Here is a 21,686-nt window from a genome sequence, read left to right on the forward strand (position 1 = left end):
GCGCAGGCCGACCAGTCCCAGCAGCTTTTGGCGGTGCTGTGCGCCTTTCCCAGCGGCTTGCACGCCGGACAGGCTATAATGCCGCTTTACGGAAAACCGGAGCAGCAGGCTCTGTGACTGCCGCTCAGGCAAACTCCGAAACCCGCGGCACCCACGCCGCCAGCGCTTCCTATCATTGTGACTTACAGCATCAAAGAAATTTTCTATACCTTGCAAGGCGAGGGCACCCACGCCGGTCGTCCGGCGGTGTTTTGCCGTTTCAGCGGCTGCAATCTGTGGACCGGCCGCGAGGAAGATCGCAGCAAGGCGATTTGCCAGTTCTGCGACACCGACTTTGTCGGCACGGACGGCGAGGGTGGCGGCAAGTTCAAGACCAGTGACGAACTGGCGCAGACCATCAACAATCTCTGGCCGGAATCGTATGCCGCCAGCAAATATGTCGTGTTCACCGGCGGCGAGCCTCTGCTGCAACTGGACGAAGCGCTGATTGCCAGCATGCACGCGGTCGGCTTTGAGATCGCGATTGAAACCAACGGCACGATCCCCGTTCCGCCAGGCGTCGACTGGATCTGCGTGAGCCCGAAGATTGGTTCCGAGCTGAAGGTGTTCAAGGGCAGCGAACTCAAGGTGGTGATTCCACAGCAGGCGCAGGTGTTGTCCGACTATGAAAAGCTGGACTTCGAGCATTTCCTGCTACAGCCTATGGATGGTCCCGACGCCGCGCGCAATACCAAGATGGCGATCGAACTGGTGAAGAACAATCCCAAGTGGAAGCTGAGCATCCAGACGCACAAGTTGCTGCAGATTCCCTGATCGCGCCATTGGGCACTATTTCGGCCATTTGTCTTTGCACATTGGCTTACACTGCACACGAATACCCGCTATAGCCGACGGCGACACCGCCGCGTTATGCGTTTGTTTACAATCTGACCCCGTTTTCAACATTACCGAGCATTCATGCTGACCATTACCCGTAAACTCGAATTCGATGCCGGCCACCGCATCCCCGATCACAAGAGCCAGTGCCGCAACCTGCACGGCCATCGCTATACGCTGGAGATCACGCTGGTCGGCAAGGTCATCGAAGTCGAAGGCAGCTCCGACAACGGCATGATCATGGATTTCTCCGATATCAAGACGTTGGCCAAACAGCATCTGGTCGATGTCTGGGACCATGCTTTTCTGGTGTATGAAAAAGACAAGCCGGTGCGCGACTTCCTGGCCAGTCTGCCGGATCACAAGACCGTTGTGATCGATCGCATTCCTACCGTGGAAAATCTGGCGCGCACGGCATTCGACATCCTCAATGCAGCGTACAAGGATGCTTACGGTACGGGGCTGCATCTGCAAAAACTGGTGCTGCACGAGACGCCCAATTGCTGGGCCGAAGTGACGGCAGACTAATTGCATAGCTGACGCAGATCATGAGCGACGCCATCGAACTACAGCACATGCGCCTGGCCTTGTCGCAGGCGCAAAACGCCTGGGACCTGGGCGAGGTGCCGGTGGGCGCCGTGGTGGTGAAAGACGGCGAAGTCATTGCAGTAGGTTTCAATCAGCCGATCGGCAAACACGATCCCACTGCGCATGCCGAAATCATGGCCTTGCGTGCCGCAGCCGAAAAACTTGGCAACTACCGTCTGCCCGGTTGCGAGTTGTACGTCACGCTGGAGCCGTGCATCATGTGTGCCGGAGCAATGATGCATGCACGGCTGGCGCGGGTTGTATACGGCGCGGCAGATCCCAAGACCGGCGCCGGAGGCTCGGTGGTCAATCTGTTCGAAGAGGAGCAATTGAACCATCACACTGAGCTGGTCGGCGGTGTGATGGCTGATGCGTGCGGCCAGTTGCTCAAGGATTTTTTTGCTGAACGGCGCGAGCGCCTGAAGCAGGAACGATTGCAGCGCCAGGCAATCGCCCATGCACAGTTAACCGATGAAGAACTTAATGACTGAATTAGTGACTGAAGCCGTGACTGAATCCATGCTTCCTTCCGATATCCGCATCCCGCCGGGCACCTGTGTCGCCATCGTCGCGCCAGGCGGCTATGCGCCTGACGAAGCTGCTGTCGTTCGCGGTATCGCCTTACTGGAAGCGCAGGGATGCAAAGTCAAAAGTTATTATGATCATTCGGCGCGTCACCAGCGTTTCGGCGCCACCGATATCGGCCGCGCTGCGCATATTCAGCAGGCGGCTGCTGATCCGGAAGTGCAGATCGTCATGGCCTTGCGCGGCGCCTATGGCGTGTCGCGCATCCTGCCCGCGTTGAATTATCGTGCGCTGGCTGCCAGCGGTAAATTCTTTATCGGTTACAGCGACATCACGGCTTTACATCTGGCCTTGCTCGCACAGACTGGTGCGCCCGGATTTGCCGGACCGATGCTGTGCAGCGATTTCGGTACCGAGACGCCGAGCGCGATGACGATGAACAGTTTCTGGCGCACCATGACGCAGCCGACCCAGACCATCAAGGCCGTATCTGCCGGCAATCCGACGCTCAAGGCCTCGGGCATGCTGTGGGGCGGCAATCTGGCGATGATCGTGCATCTGCTGGGGACGCCGTATTTTCCGCAGGTCGACGGCGGCATCCTGTTTATCGAAGACGTCAACGAACATCCTTACCGTGTCGAGCGCATGCTGCTGCAACTGGAGCATGCAGGAGTACTGGCGAGACAGAAAGCGGTGTTGCTGGGTGATTTTTCCAATTACCGCTTGTCGGACTACGACAACGGCTACAACTTCGAGCAGATGCTGGCCTACGCGCGCCAGCACCTGTCGGCGCCGTTGGTGACCGGTCTGCCGTTCGGGCACATTCCCGATCGCGTCACGCTGCCGGTGGGTGGTCGTGCCGAGCTGCAGGCGGATGACGATGGCTTTGTGCTGACGCTCAGCGGCTATCCGACTTTGTCACCTGTATCTGCCGCGGGAAAGCTTACTGAGGCTTGATTTCCACCTTGACGCCATCGCTGAGGACTGTGATGGCGCCGGGTTCGAAGCGCTTGCCATTCATTTCAAGCTGCTCCGGCTTGAAGGTATAGACCGGATAATCCTTTAAGACCTGTTCCGCGGCGGCATTGCCGATGGCGTTCAATTGCGGCGCATACTGTGCCGGAACGCCGGCGATGTCGACTTTCTCCACTGCCGGTGAGTCCAGTTTGACTGCGCGTGCGGCCGGATCGTACTTGAGCGCGCTGCTCATCGATAGTGTGCCGGTGACGGGTTTGTTCATCAGCAGCTTGTTGTCGATCTGGGCGTCGACGGTGGTGATCAGGCGGTTGGTCTTTTCGTTCAGGCTCAGGCGTGGATTGGTCAGGTTGACGTCGAACATTTCCATGTAGCGCAGCTTGCGCGGAAACTGGGTGGCGATGGCGTTTTGCAGATCGGCCCGTGCAAAGGTGTATTCGTTGGTCCAGATGTTGTAGGCGGCCCAGCTGGCGCCGGTTGCCGCCAGCGTGCTCCAGGCCAGGGCGGCAGCGGTAAGGCCATGGCGCCAGCCCTTTGCCGGGGCGCGTATTGTCTTCATGATCATAAGTTGTTCGATGTTATTCATTTGTTACCGAAATTGTTAGAGCCGGACTGCGCGTAAATGATTCAAAACCATTTTCTCGAGTTCACCGCAGCGGGGCAGAGTCACGCGGGACTTGGCTCACAATGGTAAAATCACGCGTTTACACCTGGCTCCAGGCAATTTCCATACGTAAAGGCTTTTTTCAGTGTTATCCACAGCAAACATCACGATGCAGTTCGGCCCGAAGCCGCTGTTTGAAAACATTTCCGTCAAGTTCGGCGACGGCAACCGCTATGGCCTGATCGGCGCCAACGGCTGCGGCAAGTCGACGTTCATGAAAATCCTCGGCGGCGATCTCGAACCATCGGCCGGCAATGTCAGCCTGGATACCAACGAGCGCCTGGGTAAGCTGCGCCAGGATCAGTTCGCCTACGAAGAAATGCGCGTGCTGGACGTCGTCATGATGGGCCACACCGAAATGTGGGCAGCGATGGCCGAGCGCGATGCGATTTACGCCAATCCGGAAGCCACCGACGACGACTACATGAAGGCTGCCGACCTGGAAGCCAAGTTCGCCGAATACGACGGCTACACTGCCGAAGCACGCGCCGGCGAGCTGCTGCTGGGCGTCGGCGTCGCGATCGAACAGCACCAGGGCCCGATGAGCAACGTCGCGCCGGGCTGGAAGCTGCGCGTTTTGCTGGCGCAGGCGCTGTTCTCGAATCCGGATATCCTGCTGCTCGACGAACCGACCAATAACCTCGACATCAACACCATCCGCTGGCTGGAAGACATGCTCAACGAGCGTAACTCCACCATGATCATCATTTCCCATGATCGCCATTTCCTGAACCAGGTCTGTACGCACATGGCCGACATGGACTACGGCACGCTGAAGGTGTATCCGGGCAACTACGACGAATACATGCTGGCGTCTTCGCAAGCGCGTGCGCAGCAGTTGTCGGTCAACGCCAAGGCCAAGGAAAAAGTCGCCGAACTGCAAGACTTTGTGCGCCGTTTTTCGGCCAACAAATCCAAGGCGCGCCAGGCCACATCGCGCGCCAAGCAGATCGACAAGATCAAGGTCGAAGACATCAAGCCGTCCAGCCGCGCCAATCCTTTCGTCCGTTTCGACGGCGAGAAGAAGCTGCATCGCCTGGCGGTGGAAACACAAGGCATCAGCAAGACCTACGACCGTCCGATTTTCAAGAACTTCAGCATCATGGTTGAAGCCGGCGAGCGCATCGCCATCATCGGCGCCAACGGCGTCGGCAAAACCACGCTGTTGCGCAGCATCGGCGGCGACATCGCCGGCCTGCAACCCGACAGCGGCCTGGTCAAATGGGCGGAAAACGCCAATGTCGGCTACATGCCGCAGGATCCGACCGAAGAATTCGCCAAGGGCGAGACGCTGACCGACTGGATGGGCCAATGGACGCAGGAAGGCGACGACGATCAGGCAGTGCGCTCAATCCTCGGCCGTCTGCTGTTTTCCGGCGACGACGTCAAGAAATCGGTGAAGGTGCTGTCCGGCGGGGAAAAGGGCCGCATGATGTACGGCAAGCTGATGCTGGGCCGTCACAACGTCCTGCTGATGGATGAACCGACCAACCATATGGATATGGAGTCGATCGAATCGCTCAATATCGCACTTGAAAAATATGCCGGCACACTGATCTTCGTGTCGCACGACCGTGAATTCGTTTCGTCGCTGGCGACGCGCGTTCTGGAAGTGAAGGAAAACGAGATCGTCGATTTCCAGGGCAGCTACGAAGACTATCTGGCCAGCCAGGGCATTCAGTAAATCTTTTCAGGCGCTTTGGCGCCACACAAAAGCCATGCAAGCAACCGCAATGAAGGTCGTCGAATTTGAACGGCCGCAGATGGAGACAGGCAGCAGCTGTACCGCCAACGCGTGGGCCAAGGTTCCGGCCACGCCGACGGCGGAGGAGCGCCAGACACTTAAGGCGCGCATCAGGCAATTGCTGAAGGAAAAGAACGCGGTGCTGGTCGCCCATTACTATGTGGACGGAGACCTGCAAGACCTCGCCGAAGAAACCGGCGGCTGCGTCTCCGATTCACTGGAAATGGCGCGCTTCGGGCGCAGTCACGAGGCGCAGACGCTGGTGGTTGCCGGCGTGCGCTTCATGGGCGAAACCGCCAAGATCCTGAGTCCTGAAAAACGCATCCTCATGCCCGATCTCGACGCGACGTGCTCGCTCGATCTGGGTTGTCCCACCGACGAGTTCACCGCATTCTGCGATGCCCATCCCGATCGCACGGTGGTGGTCTACGCCAACACCAGCGCCGCCGTCAAAGCGCGCGCCGACTGGATGGTGACGTCGTCGATCGGTCTCGACATCGTCAAGCACCTGCACGAACAAGGCAAGAAAATCCTCTGGGCCCCCGACAAGCATCTGGGCGGCTATATCCAAAAGCAAACCGGCGCCGACATGCTGCTGTGGCAGGGCTCCTGCCTGGTGCACGACGAGTTCAAAGGCGTCGAGCTGGAGCTGTTGCGCAAGGAATATCCGAAGGCGCTGATTCTGGTCCACCCGGAGTCGCCGGAAGCCGTCGTTGCGCAAGCCGACGTCATCGGCTCGACCTCGCAACTGATCGCCGCCGTGCAGTCGTCTGACGCTAAGGAGTTCATCGTCGCCACGGACAACGGCATCCTGCACAAGATGCGCATGGCTGCGCCGGGCAAGATCTTCATCGATGCGCCGACTGCCGGCAACAGCGCCACCTGCAAGAGCTGCGCGCATTGCCCATGGATGGCGATGAACGGTTTGCAGAACCTGCTGCACGTACTGGAAACCGGCAGCAACGAAATCCACGTCGATCCCGCCATCGGCAAGAAGGCTGTGGTGTGCATTGACCGCATGCTGGACTTCGCGGCGCAGAAGAAAGCCAATGTGCGCGCGACCGGCACATTGGAAAACGAACAAAAACTGTTTGCAGGAATCGGCCCAGCATGAGTCTCACCGTCAGCAGCACCAGCAACCTGCGCAATCCGTTTGCGCCTTTCGATCCGGCCTTGTCTGCGGCATTCGACGCCAACGTCAACCTCGCTATTGCAGAAGACGTCGGCAACGGCGACCACACCGGCAAGCTGGTGCCGGAGAACGAACACGTCAAGGCGCGCGTTATCGTGCGCGAACAAGCCGTGCTCTGCGGGGCCCCCTGGTTTGAAGCCGTCATGGCGCGTCTCGACCCACGTCTGCGCGTCGAGTGGAAGTTCGGCGAAGGCGATCTGATGCAAGCCAACGACGAAGTCTGCCGCATCGAGGGCCCGGCGCGCGCCTTGCTGACCGCAGAACGCGGCGCCTTGAATTTCCTGCAACTGTTGTCCGGCGTGTCGACGGCGACGCGCCGCTATGTGGACCTGATTCGCGACACGCGCGCACGCATCCTCGATACCCGCAAAACCTTGCCGGGTTTGCGTCTGGCGCAGAAGTACGCAGTGCGCGTCGGCGGCGGCATGAACCAGCGTCTGGCGCTGTATGACGGCATCCTGATCAAGGAAAACCATATCGCCGCAGCCGGGGGTATCACCGCAGCAGTCACCGCCGCCATCAAGCTCAACGCCGGCGTCACCATCCAGGTCGAAGTGGAAAGCATCGATGAGCTGGGCGAAGCACTGGCTGCCGGCGCGACTTCCATCCTGCTCGACAACTTCTCGCTGGACATGATGCGCGAAGCCGTCATGATTACAGCGCGTCGCGCCGTGCTGGAAGCCTCCGGCGGCATCAACATGGAAACCGTGCGCGCCATCGCCGAGACCGGCGTGGATCGCATCTCGGTCGGCAGCCTCACCAAGGATATTCAGGCGATCGACTATTCGCTGCGTATTATTGAGTGACATCATCGGCTGAAAAACGCCGGTTCAGATCTTGAGGCGCAGTTCTTGAAACAGCCCGCATTTTCTTAGGAAATGCGGGTTGTTTTACATTGGGGGCCGGCATGGGCGAGCCTGCTAAAATGCGCCATCCAGTCGTTCCCGGTATGCGATCTGCATCGCAATTCTTTTGCCGGACGAGCGAGAGCAGGTAAGAACGGCAGTAATCCTCGGGGAATCCATCGTGAAATCAAATAATCTCGTCGCACCCTTGCTCTGGGCCGCACTGTACTTTGTGTTCGGCTACGTGTCGCATGCGTTGAACGGTTCCTTCGTCGCCACGGGATACATCTGGCTGCCGGCGGGGATCACGGTCAGCGCCTTGCTGCTGATGCCTACGGCACGCTGGTTCCCGTTGCTGGTGCTGCTGTTTGCCGCGCAGATTTTGCTGGGTTGGCTGGAGCATCGCGAACTCTGGCGCATGGCCTTGTTCTGCCTCGACGAAATCGGCGTTGCCGCGATCGCGGTCTGGCTGGTCAGGCGCGCACCTTTTCCGATGGAAGGGCTGTACTTCGTTCGCGGTTTGCTGATGGTCGGCGTCGGCGCCAGCGTGGTCAGCGGAATCTTTGGCGCAGCCTGGTTCGTGATGACGCAAGACACGCCATTCTGGCCGACCTTGCGCGTCTGGGCGCTGTCCGATCTGGTCGGCATTCTGATCATGACGCCGGTGCTGGCGAGCTGGTCTCAGTTCCGCGCGACGCGTTCGGGTGGAATTGCCCGTACTGAATTTCTGCTGGGGCTGGCGGCCTTTATCGCAGTGATTGTGACGGGCTACCTCGCCTTCGACAGCGAACTTGATCGTGTCATTTTCGATATCGATTTTTCATCGACCTATTTGCCATTGTTCTTCATCGCGCTGGTTGCGCTGTTGTGGGGCGGTCGCGGCGGCGCCTTGTCGGTGGCGGTATTGTCGTTGATGGCGTTTGTCTACAACTCGCTGGGGCGTGGACCGTTCGTCGAACTGGTCCAGCTGCATTCCAGCAATGCCTTGCTCGAATTGCAGGTCTATCTGGCGGTGGCCTCTCTGCTATCGTTGCTCATCAGTGCCTTGAAAACCACGCGCGAACAATTGCATGAAGATGTGGCGCGCTGGAAAAATGAAGTCGAGCTGGCGCTGACGGTAAGTCGTCAACTTGTCTACAGCATCAACCCGGAAAAGAAGACCATCGCCTGGAGCGGCGATGCGCAGAGTCTGTTGGGCCTTTCGCCGGACAAGTTTGCGACATTGGATGATGCGCTCAAGCTGGTGCATCCTCTGGATCAGCACCGATTGCGCCAGCGCTGGCTGGAAGATGATCGCAGCGATCACGATGATAGCGATGTGAATGATGATGTGCGTGAAGATATGCCGTTCCGCCTGTTGCTGGCCGATGGGCGCATCATCGGTGCGACCGATATGAGCCGCAGTCTGCGCGATCCGGACGACAGTCTCGTGATGGTCGCGGGCACCTGGCATTTCGATGCTGCCGATCTCGCACAGGGCCGGAGCGAAAAATGACAGCCAAGGTTGGCGTCATACTGATTCACGGGCTGGGCGGCACGCAATACGATCTGGGGTCGATGCACAAGATCCTGCAAAAAGCCGGCGCCGATACCCATGCCGTTACCTTGCCCGGACACGGGACCAGGCCGGAGGATCTCATCCCGATTCGCGCCGAGCAATGGATAGACATGATCGTTGGGCAGTATCGTGAATTGCAGCCTCAGTACGAGCAATTGCATGTCATGGGCATGTGCATGGGGGCATTGCTCGCGCTCGCGGTATGCGAGCGCGTCGACCACACGGTGCAGCAAGGCAAGCTGGTTACGCTGGCGCCGCCGATCTATATCGACGGCTGGTCGACGCCCTGGTACGCCAACTTGCGACCGCTGTTCTATCTGATTCCCGGCGTGGCTTCGCGCATGAAGGTGGAAGAGGGCGAACCCTTCGGCATCAAGAACACGCTGGTGCGCGCTGTCGTGAAAGCCAAGTTTGAGCGCGGCGACAATTTTCATTATCGCTGGGTACCGATGGCCTGCATTCGCCAGGTGGATCGTTTGCGGAAATGGGCGAGCGCGGGAGCAAAGAACATCAAGGCGCCGACTCTGATCGTGCACGCACGCGAAGACGAACTGACCAGCCTCCGCTCTGCGGAGTATCTGCAGGCGACGATTCCGGATGCACGCACCGTCGTGCTGGAGAACAGCTATCACATGATTTGCGTCGACAACGACCGCGATCAGGTGGCCAACAGCGTGCTGGAGTTTTTCGGTTTCCCTCCGGTGCCTGAGCGCACGCGCAATCGCATGCGCGGTGCTGCCGCAGCAGAGAAGAGCGACAACGCGTAGTTCAGATGCGCTGTCTTTTGGCGCTGCCTAGAACACGCGTCCCAGCTGCAAATACAAATTCCAAACGCCTTGCTGGCCGAGCGCTGCGCCAAAATAAACCGGGCCGACCGGGCTGTTGCCGCCCAGGAAAAGACTGAGGCTCTTCTTGTACGGCCCGTCGCCGAAAGCCTCCCTCTGTTGCCAGACATTGCCGGCCTCCAGGCTGGTGCCGAGCACCGGACTGCGCAAGCCCAGCAGGCTGTAGTCGGTCAGATCGCGCAGATAGGTCAGGCGGCTGTAGAGCAAGTAGTTGCCGTAAAACTGATCGGGCGCATAAGCCGACAGGCGCTGAAATCCGCCGAGGAAAAATCCCGGTCCCGCATTGTTGCTGGACAGATTGCTGGCTGCCTCTACCGCCACATTGAAGGTGTTGCGACCTCGGCTGAAAGCCCACAGCGTTTTAAGCTGTGCATCGCTATAGCGATTGTCCACTTGGCCGAAGCCGCGATTGACTTCTGAATAGATGTAATAACCCTTGCGCGGGAACAGCGGATCGTCGAGCTGATCGATAGTCAGGCGCGCACGCGCGACTGGTTGGCTGGATTGGCTGGCTTCGAACAGCGATCCAAAGCTATCCAGGGAGACGTTATAGGTCGGTGTGTACTTGGTATGCTGGTAGCTGACACCCAGCCGCAGATCACCCAGCCGCGCCAGCGGCATGCCGAGGTCAACGCCGGCAATGGCGGTATCGATGCGATATTGGGTGACCGGCGATGCTTTGGCATCGCTGCCATCCAGATAGGCGTCGACATAGCGGCGGCCGATGTCGACATAAGGTGAGACATACAGGCCCGACGCACCGAAAACCGGCTGCCGCAGCTCGCTATGCAGGCTTGCTCGCTTGTTGCCGAGAACAAGATCATTGCGCCATTCCAGACCGCTCTGATTCATCCATGGGTAACGATGGCCGATCTGCAGGTTAACGCTGCCACGTCCGTCGAAAGTGTTGGAGATGCCAAGCCCGAACAGCAGATATTGCGGACCCCATGATTTTTCTTCGGCATCGATCAGCAGGACATTGCGGCCGTCCTTGCTCACTATTTCCTGCGTCAAGGCGTTGAAATCGCCATTGGTCGACAGTTGCGATAACTGCTGGTTGATCTGATCGGCATCGTAGACGTCGCCTTCCTTGACGCTCAGGCGGCTGCGCACGTAGGCGGCGGGAATACGGCCGGTGGTCTTGATCTCGATGGCGTCGACCCGCGTGTCCTTCGCCAGCGCCATATCGGTATGGCGCGCCGCCAGATAGGTTTTCCATTCTTCCGGCGGCAGCGAGAGTTCGGTGAGCCGCTTGCTTTGCGCCTGTGCAGCGTCCCAGCCGGCATTGACGCCATCTCTGCCGCGCGCAAAATCAGTGAATGACATGCCTGCCAGTTCCGGCTCGATGAGAATGTCGTTCTTGCCGAGCAGCGCTTTTTGCGATTTGACGTTTTGCTGGATCAGAATGCCGACCATCTGCTGTGCCACCGCCGTCGGCGATTGCAGATTCGCCGGATCCTGCAGCGGCGTGGCGATGTTGACGGCGATGATGATGTCGGCGCCCATGTCGCGTGCTTCCTGCACCGGCAGATTACTTACCAGGCCGCCGTCGACCAGTGTGCGATCATCGATCTGATACGGCGCAAACAGACCCGGCACGGCCATGCTGGCGCGCATCGCGCGTGGCAAGGAGCCATGGTCGAGAATGACGGCCGTGCCTTTGCCGAGATCGGTGGCGACGGCGCGGAAAGGAATCGGCAAGCGGTCGAAGGAGATATTTCCCGGTAACTGTGCAGTCCAGTTTTGCAGCAGGGTCAGCAGGTTGTTGCCTTGCACGAGTCCGGGCGCCAGCTTCAGTTTGCCGTCGTCGTAACCGACCGCGATCGAAATCGGATACTGGAAATCATCTTCGCGTTGCGACTGCGGCAGCTTGGCACGTTCGTTGCGGTCGAAGGCAATATCGCTGAGGTTGGTCTGCGACAGGCGGTGTTCCAGTTCTTCCGCGGAGATGCCGCTGGCGTACAGGCCGCCTACCAGCGCACCCATGCTGGTGGCGGCGATGTAATCCACCGGAATGTGCAGCTTCTCCAGATATTGCAGCACGCCGAGGTGGGCATAGCCGCGCGCGCCGCCGCCGGACAGCACCAGGCCGATGCGCGGTCTTGGTTTGGCGGTAACGCCCCTGGCCGGCGTGTCGGTATTCCCGGCGGACAGCGCAGACTGCGTGAATAGCGCCGCCAGTGCAACTCCCGCGACAAGACGGGGCAGATTGAAGAAGGGAGTGCGTGTCACGATAGAGAGAAAAAATGGCAATGCCGCAATGGTAAATCGCTCCATGCCTTGTGGGCAATGCGAAGCGCGCGAGAAAGACAGGAAGAAACAGCGATTCAGCCGCGAGCCGGCAGATTCCGGCCGGCGAACGCGACACCGTCTTTGCCGCAGCCGTCGGCTTTATTGGTAGTAGCCGCCCACAGGCGCTGCCGCCAGCATGGTTTTGACTTCTTCAATACTGGCCTTGGAGACGTGCTGCAGCGAGTCGTGATGCGCTTCGATGCTATCCCAGACTTCGATAATGACCATGCGCGATGGAATGGTCTGGTCTTGCAGCAACTGGCAGGATTGGCAACCGACCGAGGCGCGTATGGTCGGCAGCAGCGCCAGCAGGAATTTCTTCAAATCATCGACACGATCGTCGAGCGCCCGGAATGTATTGATACGCGTGATGCTCATCATTTCCTCCTTCAGCAAGTCTGATTTGTATTGCCTGTTTTTATACCCGCGTTTTTTTGCCGATACCTTCGGCTGCCACTGTCCATTATTATCCCGAACCGGCGTTCCGGCGCGTTTATTTTTGTGGCGACAGCACTGTCGGCAAGGCCTTCGCCAGCGTGTCCGGATAGTCCAGGCTGTAGTGCAGGCCGCGGCTTTCCTTGCGCGCCAGCGCGCTGTTGACGATGAGGGATGCCACCTCCACCAGATTGCGCAGTTCCAGCAGGTCGCGCGTGATGCGGAAGTTGGCATAGTACTCGTCGATTTCTTCGCGCAGCAGACGAATGCGGTGTTGTGCGCGTTCCAGGCGCTTGTTGGTGCGCACGATGCTGACGTAATTCCACATGAAGCGGCGCAGCTCGTCCCAGTTGTGCGAGATCACGACTTCTTCGTCGGCATTAGTGACGCGGCTTTCATCCCAGGCCGGCAAAGCAAGTTCGGGCGCGGCGGTCTGCTGTTCGATGTATTGCGCGGCGGCGCGGCCCAGCACCAGGCATTCCAGCAGTGAATTGCTGGCCAGGCGATTGGCGCCGTGCAGGCCGGTGTAAGCTGTTTCGCCGACGGCATACAGACCGGGCAGATCGGTGCGGCCGGACATGTCGGTGACGACGCCGCCGCAGGTGTAATGTGCGGCCGGCACGACCGGGATCGGCTGTTTGGTGATGTCGATGCCGAACTCGAGGCAGCGCGCCTGAATGGTCGGAAAATGTTCCTTGATGAATTCCGGCGGCTGGTGGCTGATGTCGAGGTCGACGTGATCGAGGCCGCGTTTTTTCATTTCAAAGTCGATGCTGCGGGCGACGATGTCGCGCGGCGCGAGTTCGGCGCGCTCGTCATGTTCGGGCATGAAGCGCGTTCCTGCAGCTGCACCGGCACCGGCCGGCAGCTTCAGCAAAGCGCCTTCGCCGCGCAAGGCTTCGCTGATCAGGAAGGACTTGGCATACGGGTGATACAGGCAGGTCGGATGGAACTGGATGAACTCCATGTTGGCCACGCGGCAACCGGCACGGGATGCCATTGCAATACCGTCGCCGGTAGCGGAATCTGGATTGGATGTGTAGAGATACACCTTGCCCGCGCCGCCGGTGGCCAGCACGGTGTGATCGGCGGCGATGGTGACGACCTTGCCTTGTTTGACGTCTTGCACGTAGACGCCGACGCAGCGTGGCGTACCTTTGGCGGAAGGGTCGAGTTTCTTCGTCGTGATGACGTCGATGGCGCAGTGATGCTCCAGCAGGGTGATGTTCGGATGGGCGCGTACGCGCTGCTCCAGCGTAACTTGTACGGCATGGCCGGTGGCGTCTGCGGCGTGGATGATACGGCGCTGGCTGTGGCCGCCTTCGCGGGTCAGGTGATAGCCCAGCTCGGCGCTGTCGTCGCGGGTGAACGGTACGCCTTGCTCAATCAGCCATTCGATCGCTTCGCGGCCGTGCTCGACGATGAAGCGGGTCGAGCCTTCGTCGCACAAACCGGCGCCGGCGATCAAGGTGTCGTCGATATGCTGCTCATGGCTGTCGCCTGAGTCGAGTACCGCAGCGATGCCGCCTTGGGCCCAGTTGCTGGCGCCGTCGAGCAGTTCGCCCTTGGAGATCACGACTACGTTTTTCTTTTCGGCAAGGTGCAGGGCGACAGACAAACCGGCAAGTCCGCTGCCGATGATGGCGACATCGAATTTCATGGGAGCTGAGGAAGATATTGAAAGGAATGCACGATTATAGCCGCCAATCGCGGTCGGCAATCGCACGGGCAACGTCAGGGGGGAGTCAGGAGAGAGCGGCGGGGAAGGATGCATCGCTGCACGAATGCGCAGCGATGCCAATACAGCAGATACAGCAGAGATTAGCTGGTTTTGACCGGCTTGACCTTGGCGGCAGCCTGCTTGGCGCGGATACGTGCGTCGCTGACGTTGTCGGCGGCGGCCAGCGCCACGCCCATGCGGCGGCGTTCAAACGATTCCGGCTTGCCGAACAGGCGGATGTCGGCGCCCGGGATGCGCAGCGCATCGGCCACGCCTTCAAACGCGATGGCCTTGGCGTCGTGCTGGCCGTAGATCACGGCGGAAGCGCCCGGCGTGCGCAGCGCAACGTTGACCGGCAGGCCGAGGATGGCCTTGGCGTGCAATTCGAACTCGCTCTGGATCTGGCTGACCATGGTGACCATGCCGGTGTCGTGTGGGCGCGGGCTGACTTCGGAGAACCAGACCATCTCGCCCTTGACGAACAATTCCACGCCAAACAGGCCGAGGCCGCCGAGATTTTCTGTGACCTTGCGGGCGATGTCGCGCGCCTTGTCCAGCGCGGTCGGGTGCATGGGGTGCGGCTGCCAGGATTCGACGTAGTCGCCCTTGACCTGCACGTGGCCGATCGGCTCGCAGAAGCTGGTGACGGTGTCGCCGTTTTCGTTGAGCGAGCGTACGGTCAGCAGGGTGATTTCGTAGTCGAAATCGATGAAGCCTTCAACGATGACGCGACCGGAATCGACGCGGCCGCCGGCTGCGGCGTAGTTCCATGCTGCTTCGACTTCGGCGGCGCTGTCGATCTTCGACTGGCCCTTGCCCGAGGACGACATGACCGGCTTGATCACGCACGGGAAACCGATCTGTTCGGTGGCGGCTTTCAGTTCTTCCAGGCTGTCGGCGAAGCGGTAAGGGGACGTCGCCAGGCTCAGCGTTTCTCCGGCCAGGCGGCGGATGCCTTCGCGGTTCATGGTCAGCCAGGCGGCGCGGGCGGTCGGGATGACGCGCGCCTTGCCGGCCTTTTCCAGCTCGACCAGGGTTTCAGTGGCGATGGCTTCGATTTCCGGCACGACCAGATCCGGTTGCTCCTTTTCGATCAGTGCCGCCAGTGCTGCGCCGTCGGTCATGTTGATGACGTGCGCGCGGTGCGCCACCTGATGGCCCGGCGCATCGGCGTAGCGGTCCACGGCGATCACTTCCACGCCCAGCCGTTGCAGGGCGATGATCACTTCTTTGCCGAGCTCGCCGGAGCCGAGCAGCATGACTTTGGTGGCGGAAGGAGAAAGCGGAGTGCCGAGGCGGACAGGTGTCTTCATGGAGGTCAATGCAGATAGGAAAGTCGAGGAATCGCGCGACGATACCAAATCTTGACTGTTTTGGACAGCCAAAATTGCGCCGCCGTTAGCATTAGGGAAAGGTCTTGAGACAATACTTGAAGAAAGGCGGATAAGTGCAAAGGAATGGCGATGGGCCGCGCTTATCCGTCCTTGTCCGCTTTCGGCATGGCTGGTCAGCGGTCAGGCAATTGCATGGCCAGCATGGCGCCGCTGAGGCTCTTGCCGTGGGCATCGAGCGCCAGCGAACGGGTGACGCCGCCGCCCAGCGCCTGCTTCATCACGAAGTTGAGCGCACCCAGATGCGGCAGCGCATAGCGTACTACTTCGCCATATACAACGCCGGCAAAATGCGCCTTCACGCGCTCCGCCGTCAAATGCTTTTCCAGCATGGCGTAGTCGTTGATGTCGTAGGCAATGACAGAGATATTGGAGATGTCGCCCTTGTCGCCCGCGCGCGAATGCGCGATGTCACGCAGCAGCATGTCAGCTCTCCTCAAAATGGATGGTCGGTTTGATCAGATCGCGCGGCACCAGTGCCGACAGCACGGCGATGATTTCCTTCGCCGATTTGGTCGCGCCGCCGCCGCCGGCAGGACCGCAGGTGTAGAGCGTTTCGACTTCGTTGCCGATGCGTACTGCTTCGCGCATGCTGGCTGTGCGGCCGGCCACGCGTGCGCGGACTTCGTATGGTTCGTTAGCTGGGGCAGACATCTGCGCACCGTGGATGGCGTTGACGCCGATCAGGTCGTAGCGCATTTCATCGTTTTGCACGCCCATGATGGCGAGGCGCTCCCTGATGATGTCGAGCGCCAGCTGTCCGCGTGCCTGCGCGCCGGGGCCGGCGTAGGAAATCTGGCCTTCGCCGATGTAGCTGTCGACATAGCCGAGCGTGGTCTTGAGCGTGTCTGGCCGGGCGCGTCCGCTGCCGCCGGTGACGGCAACACGGTCCGGGCCGATTTCGGTGATGACGACCTGCGAAAAATCGGCGATGACATCGGGCGTTAAGTAGCTGCGCGGATCGTGGATTTCATACAGCAATTGTTCCTTGCAGGTTGCTGCGGTGACTTGTCCGCCTGAACCTGCGACCTTGGTGATGACGGCGCTGCCGTCTTCTGCAACTTCGCCGATGGGGAAGCCGAGGCGCGCGAGGTCTTTGACGTCTTTCACACCGGGATCGGCGAAGTAGCCGCCGGTGATTTGCCCCGCGCATTCCAGCAGATGGCCGATCAGCGTGCCTTGTCCCAACAGTTTCCAGTCATCCGCAGCCCAGCCGAATTCATGGATCAGCGGCCCGAGCACCAGCGCCGGGTCGGCGATACGACCGATGATGACGACATCGGCGCCGGCTTTGAGCGCATCAACGACAGGCTGCGCGCCGAGATAGGCGTTGGCGGATACCAGCTTGTCGCCGAGCGATTTCACCGGCAGGCCGTTGTCTTCAATGCGGTAGTCGCCGCTCTGCAAGATATCGAGCACGTCGTCGCCGCTGACGGCAGCGATCTTCAATTGCGGCAGGCCGAGTTCCATCGCGATTTCGCGGACCTTGGCAGCGCCCGCCAGTGGATTGGCTGCACCCATGTTGGTGACGATCTTGATGCCTTTTGCGGCGCATAATTTCAGCACGGCATGCATGCGCTCGGCCAGCAGCGGGTCATAGCCTTTTTGCGGATCGGCGCGGCGCGCCTGCTGACCGATGGCGATGGTGCGCTCGGCCAGGCATTCGAAGATCAGGTAGTCGAGATCGCCTTTTTCGGCGAGTTCGACGGCGGGTTCAATGCGGTCGCCGGAATAGCCTGCGCCGGCGCCGATGCGGATATGTTTCATGGCAACTCTTTACAGCAAGGGGAACAGTCCTAGCAGCACGCAGGCAATCGTCATGACCACCGATGCGCCGAACAGGAAAGGAATGGTGTACTTCTGATGATCGGCCAGTTCGATACCGGCAAGGCCGCACACCAGGAAGGTCGCGGGCGTCAGCGGGCTGACCGGAAAACCGGTAGTCATCTGGCCCAGCAACGCCGCTTGTGCAACCTGAATCGAAGGCACGCCGAGGATGTGGCTGACTTCTGCAATCACCGGCAGCACGCCGAAGTAGAACGAATCGGGATCGAACAGCAGACTCAGCGGCATCGATAGCAAGCCGAGTACGACCGGAATATGCGATGCCATCGACGGCGGTACGAAACCGACGGCCATCTTCGCCATTGCAGTCAGCATGCCGGACTTGGTCATGATGCCGGTGAACACGCCTGCGGCAAACAAAATGCTGGCCATCAGCAGCGCCGCTTTGGCATGCGCATCGATACGGGCGCGCTGCATATTGACGTCGGGATAGTTGATCATCAGCGCCAGCACCACGCCGATCATGAACATCACGACCGGATCGACTTTGCCGCTGATCATCACGCCCAGCACGAACACGGTGAGGATGATGTTGATCCAGAAATTGCGCGGACGGCGGATCTTCTTTTCGTCTTCGGTAAGCGTATGTTCCTGCACAAAACCGGCTGCGGCACTGGAGCTCAGACCGAGGCGTTTTTCTTCTCGCAGGCCGAGCACGTAGGACGTGATGAAGACGAATGCCAGGCCGACCAGCTGCACCGGAATCAGCGGCGTGAAGATGTTGCTGACAGGGATATGCAGCGCGGCCGAAGCGCGGATCATAGGACCGGTCCACGGCAGGAAGTTGACCCCGGCCGCCAGCGAGGCCACACAGGCAAGGATGCGCTTGTCGATGCCGAGGCGGTTGTACAGCGGCAGCATCGCGGGGATGGTGATCAGGAAGGTTACCGCGCCGGAGCCGTCCAGATGGATCAGCAGCGCGAGCAAGGCCGTGCCCGGCACGATGCGGCTGGGGCGGCTGCCGACGGTGCGCAGGATGCGGCTGATGATCGGGTCCAGCATGCCGGCGTCGGTGACGATGCCGAAGAACAGGATCGCAAACACGAACATGCCCGCTACCGGTGCGATCGAGGTGACACCGGAGACGATGAATTTCGACGTCTGCATGCCGAAGCCGCCGATCAATGCAGCGGCGATAGGGATGGCGATGAGGGCAACCAGCGGCGACATCTTCTTGGTGAGGATGGCCGTGAATAGCAAAACGATCGTGATAAAGCCGAGCAGGGCGAGCATGCGTGTCTCCGGTGTTTTTTGTTTGGCGGAATACCGGCTGGCGGTTTCCGAGGATTCTTGTCGATCCGTCTGGATGGGTTTATAGGTCTGATCCAGACGCTATGTCATTGCAGGGCGAGTTTAGGCGGCGTGCAATTTTGTTGTAAAGTGCATTTTTCCGATTGATTAATCGGTTTTATGAATGAATTGCCATGCAAGCAAATATCTCGACCAAGCTGTTGCAAGGATTTCTTGCGCTCAATGATTGCCGTCATTTCGGCCACGCGGCCGAACGCTGCCACGTGTCGCAATCGGCCTTCAGCGTCATGATTCAAAAATTGGAAGCCGCCGCCGGCGCCAAGCTTTTTGAACGCGATACCCGCAACGTGACGCTGACGCCGGAAGGAGAGTTGTTCGTCGAAGTGGCGCGGCAACTGATGAGCGATATCGAGGCTGCGTTTTCAGACATGAGCGACTACGTTGCACGCCGCAAGGGAAAAGTCTCGATCGCCGCGTTGCCGTCGCTGGCGGCGGGTTGGCTGCCACCGGTGCTGGCGGCATATCGCGCGCAGCATCCGGGCGTGACGGTGGAGCTGTTCGATGCGATTTCAGATCATTGCCTGAACTATCTGCGCCAAGGCAAGGCCGACATTGCGCTGACGGCGCCAGGGCCGAATCTGATGGAATTTGACACACAGCCACTGTGTGAAGACCCGTTTTATCTGGTGTGCCGGCGCGATCATAAATTGGCGAAAAAGCGCATCATCCAGATTCCGCAACTGGCCGGTTGCGAACTCATCCATCTGGCGCGTTCGACCAGCGTGCGTCAGCATCTCGACGCGTTGCTGCAGCCGATTGGCGTGATCAATACGGGATTGGAAGTGGAGCATCTGGCGACCGTCGCCGGTCTGATTGAAAGCGGGCTGGGCGTGAGTCTGGTGCCGGAACTGACGCTGTTTCAGTTTCGCCATCCGAATCTGGTAGCGATTCCGCTGAACGCACCCGATCTGGTGCGGCCGCTGCTGATCGTCAAAGCCAAGGAGCGCAGCCTGTCGATCGCCGCGCAAGGTTTGCTGGAATTGATACAAGAAAAAAGCCGGTCAGGATTTGCACCCTGACCGGCTCGACGTACTCTCTCACTTGTACTTTCAGACTTCTTGCAAGCGAGGGAGCCGTCTGGCTTCCCCCTCTTGATACTTTTAGTTTTCGGCGTTGATGTCGTTGTCTTTCGACTCTTTGACGAAGAACAGACCGATGACGAAAGTCGCCAGGGCGATCACGATCGGATACCACAGACCGTAGTAGATGTCGCCCTTGTACGCCACCAGTGCGAACGCTGTGGTTGGCAGCAGGCCGCCGAACCAGCCGTTACCGATGTGATAAGGCATGGACATCGAGGTGTAGCGGATGCGAGTCGGGAACATTTCGACCAGCGCGGCAGCGACCGGGCCGTAGACCATGGTCACGTAGAGCACCAGGATGAACAGCAGCAGCAGGACCATCGGCTTGTTCATCTGATCAGGATCGGCCTTGGTCGGATAGCCGGCCAGCTTGATGTCGTCAGCCAATTCCTTGGAAAGCGCCTTGTCTTTTGCAGCAGCATCTTCCTTGGACAGGCCGGCGGCGTCATACGATGTGATGATCTTGTCGCCGATCTTGATGGTGGCAACGGTGCCGGGTGCAGCAGCCACGTTTTCGTAGTTCACCGAAGCAGCCGACAGCTTGGCCTTGGCGATATCGCAAGACGAAGTGAACTTCTTGGTGCCGGTCGGGTTGAACTGGAATTGGCAAGTTGCAGGATCGGCAGTGACGATCACCGGTGCTTTTTGCAGTGCTGCTTCCAACGCTGGGTTGGCGTAATGGGTCAGGCCCTGGAAGATCGGGAAGTAAGTCACCGCAGCGATCAGGCAGCCACCCAGGATGATAGGTTTGCGGCCGATCTTGTCGGACAGCGAACCGAAGATCAGGAAGAACGGTGTCGCCAGCAGCAGCGCCAGTGCGATCAGGATGTTGGCCAGCGGACCGTCAACCTTCAGCGTTTGCGTCAGGAAGAACAGCGAATAGAACTGACCTGCGTACCAGACCACGGCTTGACCTGCAGTCATACCGATGAGCGCCAGGATAACCAGTTTCAGGTTTTTCCAGCGGCCGAATGCTTCGGTCAGCGGCGCCTTGGAAATCTTGCCTTCGGATTTCATCTTCAGGAAAGCCGGGGACTCATTCATCGACAGGCGGATCCAGACGGAAATGCCCAGCAGGATGATCGAGACCAGGAAAGGAATGCGCCAGCCCCAGTCTGCGAATGCTGCTTCGCCGACGGCGGTGCGTACGCCCAGGATCACCAGCAGCGACAGGAACAGGCCCAGCGTCGCTGTGGTCTGGATCCATGCAGTGAAGGAGCCGCGTTTGCCTTCCGGCGCGTGCTCAGCGACGTAAGTCGCTGCGCCGCCGTACTCACCACCCAGCGCCAGGCCTTGCAGAATGCGCAGGATGATCAGGATCACCGGCGCGGCAATGCCGATGGAGTTGTAGTTCGGCAGGATGCCGACGATGAAGGTCGACGCACCCATGATCAGGATGGTCACCAGGAAGGTGTATTTACGTCCGACCAGGTCGCCCAGGCGGCCGAACACCAGCGCGCCGAACGGACGCACGATGAAGCCTGCCGCGAATGCCAGCAAGGCGAAAATGAATGCAGTGTTGGGATCTGTGCCGGCAAAGAATTGCTTGGCGATGATCGCTGCCAGCGAGCCGTACAGATAGAAGTCGTACCATTCAAACACAGTGCCCAGCGAAGAGGCAAAAATAACTTTGCGCTCTTCAGGCGTAATGGTGTGCGCAGTGGAAGCTGTCGCCATGCTTGTCTCCTTGATTATTGATGTAATTGAGCATACAAACGGGCGACCCAAACTGCGCAGGCGCCATTTGTGCACGCATGGAGTGTGCGACGCGAAACTTACGCAATACTTGCTTGAAACT

Annotated in this window: 19 protein-coding genes; 10 read left to right on the forward strand and 9 right to left on the reverse strand. The window is 59.5% G+C overall.

Going from position 1 to position 21,686, the window contains the following annotated elements:
* The first annotated feature begins 177 nt into the window (after nt 1-177).
* From queE to ldcA, 4 genes are all read left to right on the forward strand, one after another.
* A complete protein-coding gene (gene queE / locus AC1RN6_RS12170) occupies nt 178-813 on the forward strand; it encodes a 7-carboxy-7-deazaguanine synthase (protein ID WP_493005589.1) in 636 nt (211 codons plus the stop codon).
* A 144-nt stretch (nt 814-957) separates the two neighbouring features.
* Nucleotides 958-1,404, forward strand: a complete 447-nt coding sequence (gene queD / locus AC1RN6_RS12175) for a 6-carboxytetrahydropterin synthase QueD (RefSeq protein ID WP_094563610.1) — start codon at nt 958-960, stop codon at nt 1,402-1,404.
* 20 nt (nt 1,405-1,424) lie between these two features.
* Nucleotides 1,425-1,955, forward strand: coding sequence for a tRNA adenosine(34) deaminase TadA (gene tadA, locus AC1RN6_RS12180; protein ID WP_493005590.1), 531 nt, complete (start codon nt 1,425-1,427; stop codon nt 1,953-1,955).
* Nucleotides 1,948-2,946: a muramoyltetrapeptide carboxypeptidase gene (gene ldcA / locus AC1RN6_RS12185; protein ID WP_493005592.1), complete on the forward strand. Its 999-nt coding sequence runs from the start codon at nt 1,948-1,950 to the stop codon at nt 2,944-2,946. Before tadA ends, ldcA begins: the two co-directional genes overlap by 8 nt.
* Here the strand turns inward: ldcA and AC1RN6_RS12190 are convergent.
* Nucleotides 2,933-3,529: a DUF1439 domain-containing protein gene (locus AC1RN6_RS12190; protein WP_493005593.1), complete on the reverse strand. Its 597-nt coding sequence runs from the start codon at nt 3,527-3,529 to the stop codon at nt 2,933-2,935. The two genes, ldcA and AC1RN6_RS12190, sit on opposite strands and share 14 nt — an antisense overlap.
* Nucleotides 3,530-3,713: 184 nt before the next feature.
* Here AC1RN6_RS12190 and AC1RN6_RS12195 point away from each other — a divergent pair, with 184 nt between their 5' ends.
* The 5 genes from AC1RN6_RS12195 (at nt 3,714) to AC1RN6_RS12215 (ending at nt 9,734) form a co-directional block, all read left to right on the forward strand.
* Entirely contained in the window at nt 3,714-5,312 is a 1,599-nt protein-coding gene (locus tag AC1RN6_RS12195) for an ABC-F family ATPase (RefSeq protein WP_493005594.1), read from the forward strand.
* Between the two features lie 34 nt (nt 5,313-5,346).
* A complete protein-coding gene (nadA, locus tag AC1RN6_RS12200; protein WP_493005595.1) occupies nt 5,347-6,486 on the forward strand; it encodes a quinolinate synthase NadA in 1,140 nt (379 codons plus the stop codon).
* On the forward strand, nt 6,483-7,370 hold the full coding sequence (gene nadC / locus AC1RN6_RS12205; protein WP_493005597.1) for a carboxylating nicotinate-nucleotide diphosphorylase: 888 nt from the start codon (nt 6,483-6,485) through the stop codon (nt 7,368-7,370). Before nadA ends, nadC begins: the two co-directional genes overlap by 4 nt.
* Nucleotides 7,371-7,590: 220 nt before the next feature.
* Nucleotides 7,591-8,904, forward strand: a complete 1,314-nt coding sequence (locus AC1RN6_RS12210) for an MASE1 domain-containing protein (RefSeq protein ID WP_493005598.1) — start codon at nt 7,591-7,593, stop codon at nt 8,902-8,904.
* Nucleotides 8,901-9,734 carry an alpha/beta hydrolase gene (locus tag AC1RN6_RS12215; protein ID WP_493005600.1) on the forward strand — a complete coding sequence of 278 codons (834 nt, stop codon included), beginning with the start codon at nt 8,901-8,903 and terminating at the stop codon, nt 9,732-9,734. The genes AC1RN6_RS12210 and AC1RN6_RS12215 overlap by 4 nt, the downstream gene beginning before the upstream one ends.
* 27 nt (nt 9,735-9,761) lie before the next feature.
* Here the strand turns inward: AC1RN6_RS12215 and AC1RN6_RS12220 are convergent, their stop codons facing one another.
* From AC1RN6_RS12220 to AC1RN6_RS12250, 7 genes are all read right to left on the reverse strand, one after another.
* Nucleotides 9,762-12,089 (reverse strand): patatin-like phospholipase family protein, encoded by a 2,328-nt coding sequence (locus AC1RN6_RS12220; RefSeq protein WP_493005601.1) that lies wholly within the window; start codon nt 12,087-12,089, stop codon nt 9,762-9,764.
* 114 nt (nt 12,090-12,203) lie between these two features.
* Nucleotides 12,204-12,485 (reverse strand): putative quinol monooxygenase, encoded by a 282-nt coding sequence (locus AC1RN6_RS12225; RefSeq protein WP_493005602.1) that lies wholly within the window; start codon nt 12,483-12,485, stop codon nt 12,204-12,206.
* Nucleotides 12,486-12,597: 112 nt separating this feature from the next.
* Nucleotides 12,598-14,199: an L-aspartate oxidase gene (nadB, locus tag AC1RN6_RS12230; RefSeq protein WP_493005603.1), complete on the reverse strand. Its 1,602-nt coding sequence runs from the start codon at nt 14,197-14,199 to the stop codon at nt 12,598-12,600.
* 161 nt (nt 14,200-14,360) lie between these two features.
* Nucleotides 14,361-15,572, reverse strand: a complete 1,212-nt coding sequence (gene purT, locus AC1RN6_RS12235; RefSeq protein ID WP_493005605.1) for a formate-dependent phosphoribosylglycinamide formyltransferase — start codon at nt 15,570-15,572, stop codon at nt 14,361-14,363.
* 194 nt (nt 15,573-15,766) lie between these two features.
* Nucleotides 15,767-16,075, reverse strand: a complete 309-nt coding sequence (locus AC1RN6_RS12240) for an AtuA-related protein (protein WP_493005607.1) — start codon at nt 16,073-16,075, stop codon at nt 15,767-15,769.
* A 1-nt stretch (nt 16,076) separates the two neighbouring features.
* The gene (locus AC1RN6_RS12245; protein WP_493005609.1) at nt 16,077-17,417 is read right to left on the reverse strand and encodes an acyclic terpene utilization AtuA family protein; all 1,341 of its coding nucleotides are present in this window, start codon (nt 17,415-17,417) and stop codon (nt 16,077-16,079) included.
* A gap of 9 nt (nt 17,418-17,426) precedes the next feature.
* Complete coding sequence (locus AC1RN6_RS12250) at nt 17,427-18,728, reverse strand: CitMHS family transporter (protein WP_493005611.1); 1,302 nt, start codon at nt 18,726-18,728, stop codon at nt 17,427-17,429.
* A gap of 191 nt (nt 18,729-18,919) precedes the next feature.
* Between AC1RN6_RS12250 and AC1RN6_RS12255 the strand changes: the two genes are divergently transcribed.
* On the forward strand, nt 18,920-19,825 hold the full coding sequence (locus AC1RN6_RS12255; RefSeq protein ID WP_493005612.1) for a LysR family transcriptional regulator: 906 nt from the start codon (nt 18,920-18,922) through the stop codon (nt 19,823-19,825).
* Nucleotides 19,826-19,906: 81 nt separating this feature from the next.
* Here AC1RN6_RS12255 and AC1RN6_RS12260 read toward each other — a convergent pair whose 3' ends face one another.
* Nucleotides 19,907-21,565, reverse strand: a complete 1,659-nt coding sequence (locus AC1RN6_RS12260; RefSeq protein WP_493005614.1) for an MFS transporter — start codon at nt 21,563-21,565, stop codon at nt 19,907-19,909.
* Between the last annotated feature and the right edge of the window lie 121 nt (nt 21,566-21,686).

The sequence above is a fragment of the Herbaspirillum sp. GW822-FHT03A08 genome (genome assembly GCF_058801885.1).

Coding starts and splice junctions, on each gene's coding strand:
- queD (WP_094563610.1), top strand. CDS start 958: ATGCTGACCATTACCCGTAAACTCGAATTCGATGCCGGCCACCGCATC.
- AC1RN6_RS12250 (WP_493005611.1), bottom strand. CDS start 18,728: ATGCTCGCCCTGCTCGGCTTTATCACGATCGTTTTGCTATTCACGGCC.
- tadA (WP_493005590.1), top strand. CDS start 1,425: ATGAGCGACGCCATCGAACTACAGCACATGCGCCTGGCCTTGTCGCAG.
- ldcA (WP_493005592.1), top strand. CDS start 1,948: ATGACTGAATTAGTGACTGAAGCCGTGACTGAATCCATGCTTCCTTCC.
- nadA (WP_493005595.1), top strand. CDS start 5,347: ATGCAAGCAACCGCAATGAAGGTCGTCGAATTTGAACGGCCGCAGATG.
- AC1RN6_RS12255 (WP_493005612.1), top strand. CDS start 18,920: ATGCAAGCAAATATCTCGACCAAGCTGTTGCAAGGATTTCTTGCGCTC.
- AC1RN6_RS12260 (WP_493005614.1), bottom strand. CDS start 21,565: ATGGCGACAGCTTCCACTGCGCACACCATTACGCCTGAAGAGCGCAAA.
- AC1RN6_RS12245 (WP_493005609.1), bottom strand. CDS start 17,417: ATGAAACATATCCGCATCGGCGCCGGCGCAGGCTATTCCGGCGACCGC.
- AC1RN6_RS12190 (WP_493005593.1), bottom strand. CDS start 3,529: ATGATCATGAAGACAATACGCGCCCCGGCAAAGGGCTGGCGCCATGGC.
- AC1RN6_RS12240 (WP_493005607.1), bottom strand. CDS start 16,075: ATGCTGCTGCGTGACATCGCGCATTCGCGCGCGGGCGACAAGGGCGAC.
- AC1RN6_RS12225 (WP_493005602.1), bottom strand. CDS start 12,485: ATGATGAGCATCACGCGTATCAATACATTCCGGGCGCTCGACGATCGT.
- AC1RN6_RS12220 (WP_493005601.1), bottom strand. CDS start 12,089: ATGGAGCGATTTACCATTGCGGCATTGCCATTTTTTCTCTCTATCGTG.
- purT (WP_493005605.1), bottom strand. CDS start 15,572: ATGAAGACACCTGTCCGCCTCGGCACTCCGCTTTCTCCTTCCGCCACC.
- nadC (WP_493005597.1), top strand. CDS start 6,483: ATGAGTCTCACCGTCAGCAGCACCAGCAACCTGCGCAATCCGTTTGCG.
- nadB (WP_493005603.1), bottom strand. CDS start 14,199: ATGAAATTCGATGTCGCCATCATCGGCAGCGGACTTGCCGGTTTGTCT.
- AC1RN6_RS12215 (WP_493005600.1), top strand. CDS start 8,901: ATGACAGCCAAGGTTGGCGTCATACTGATTCACGGGCTGGGCGGCACG.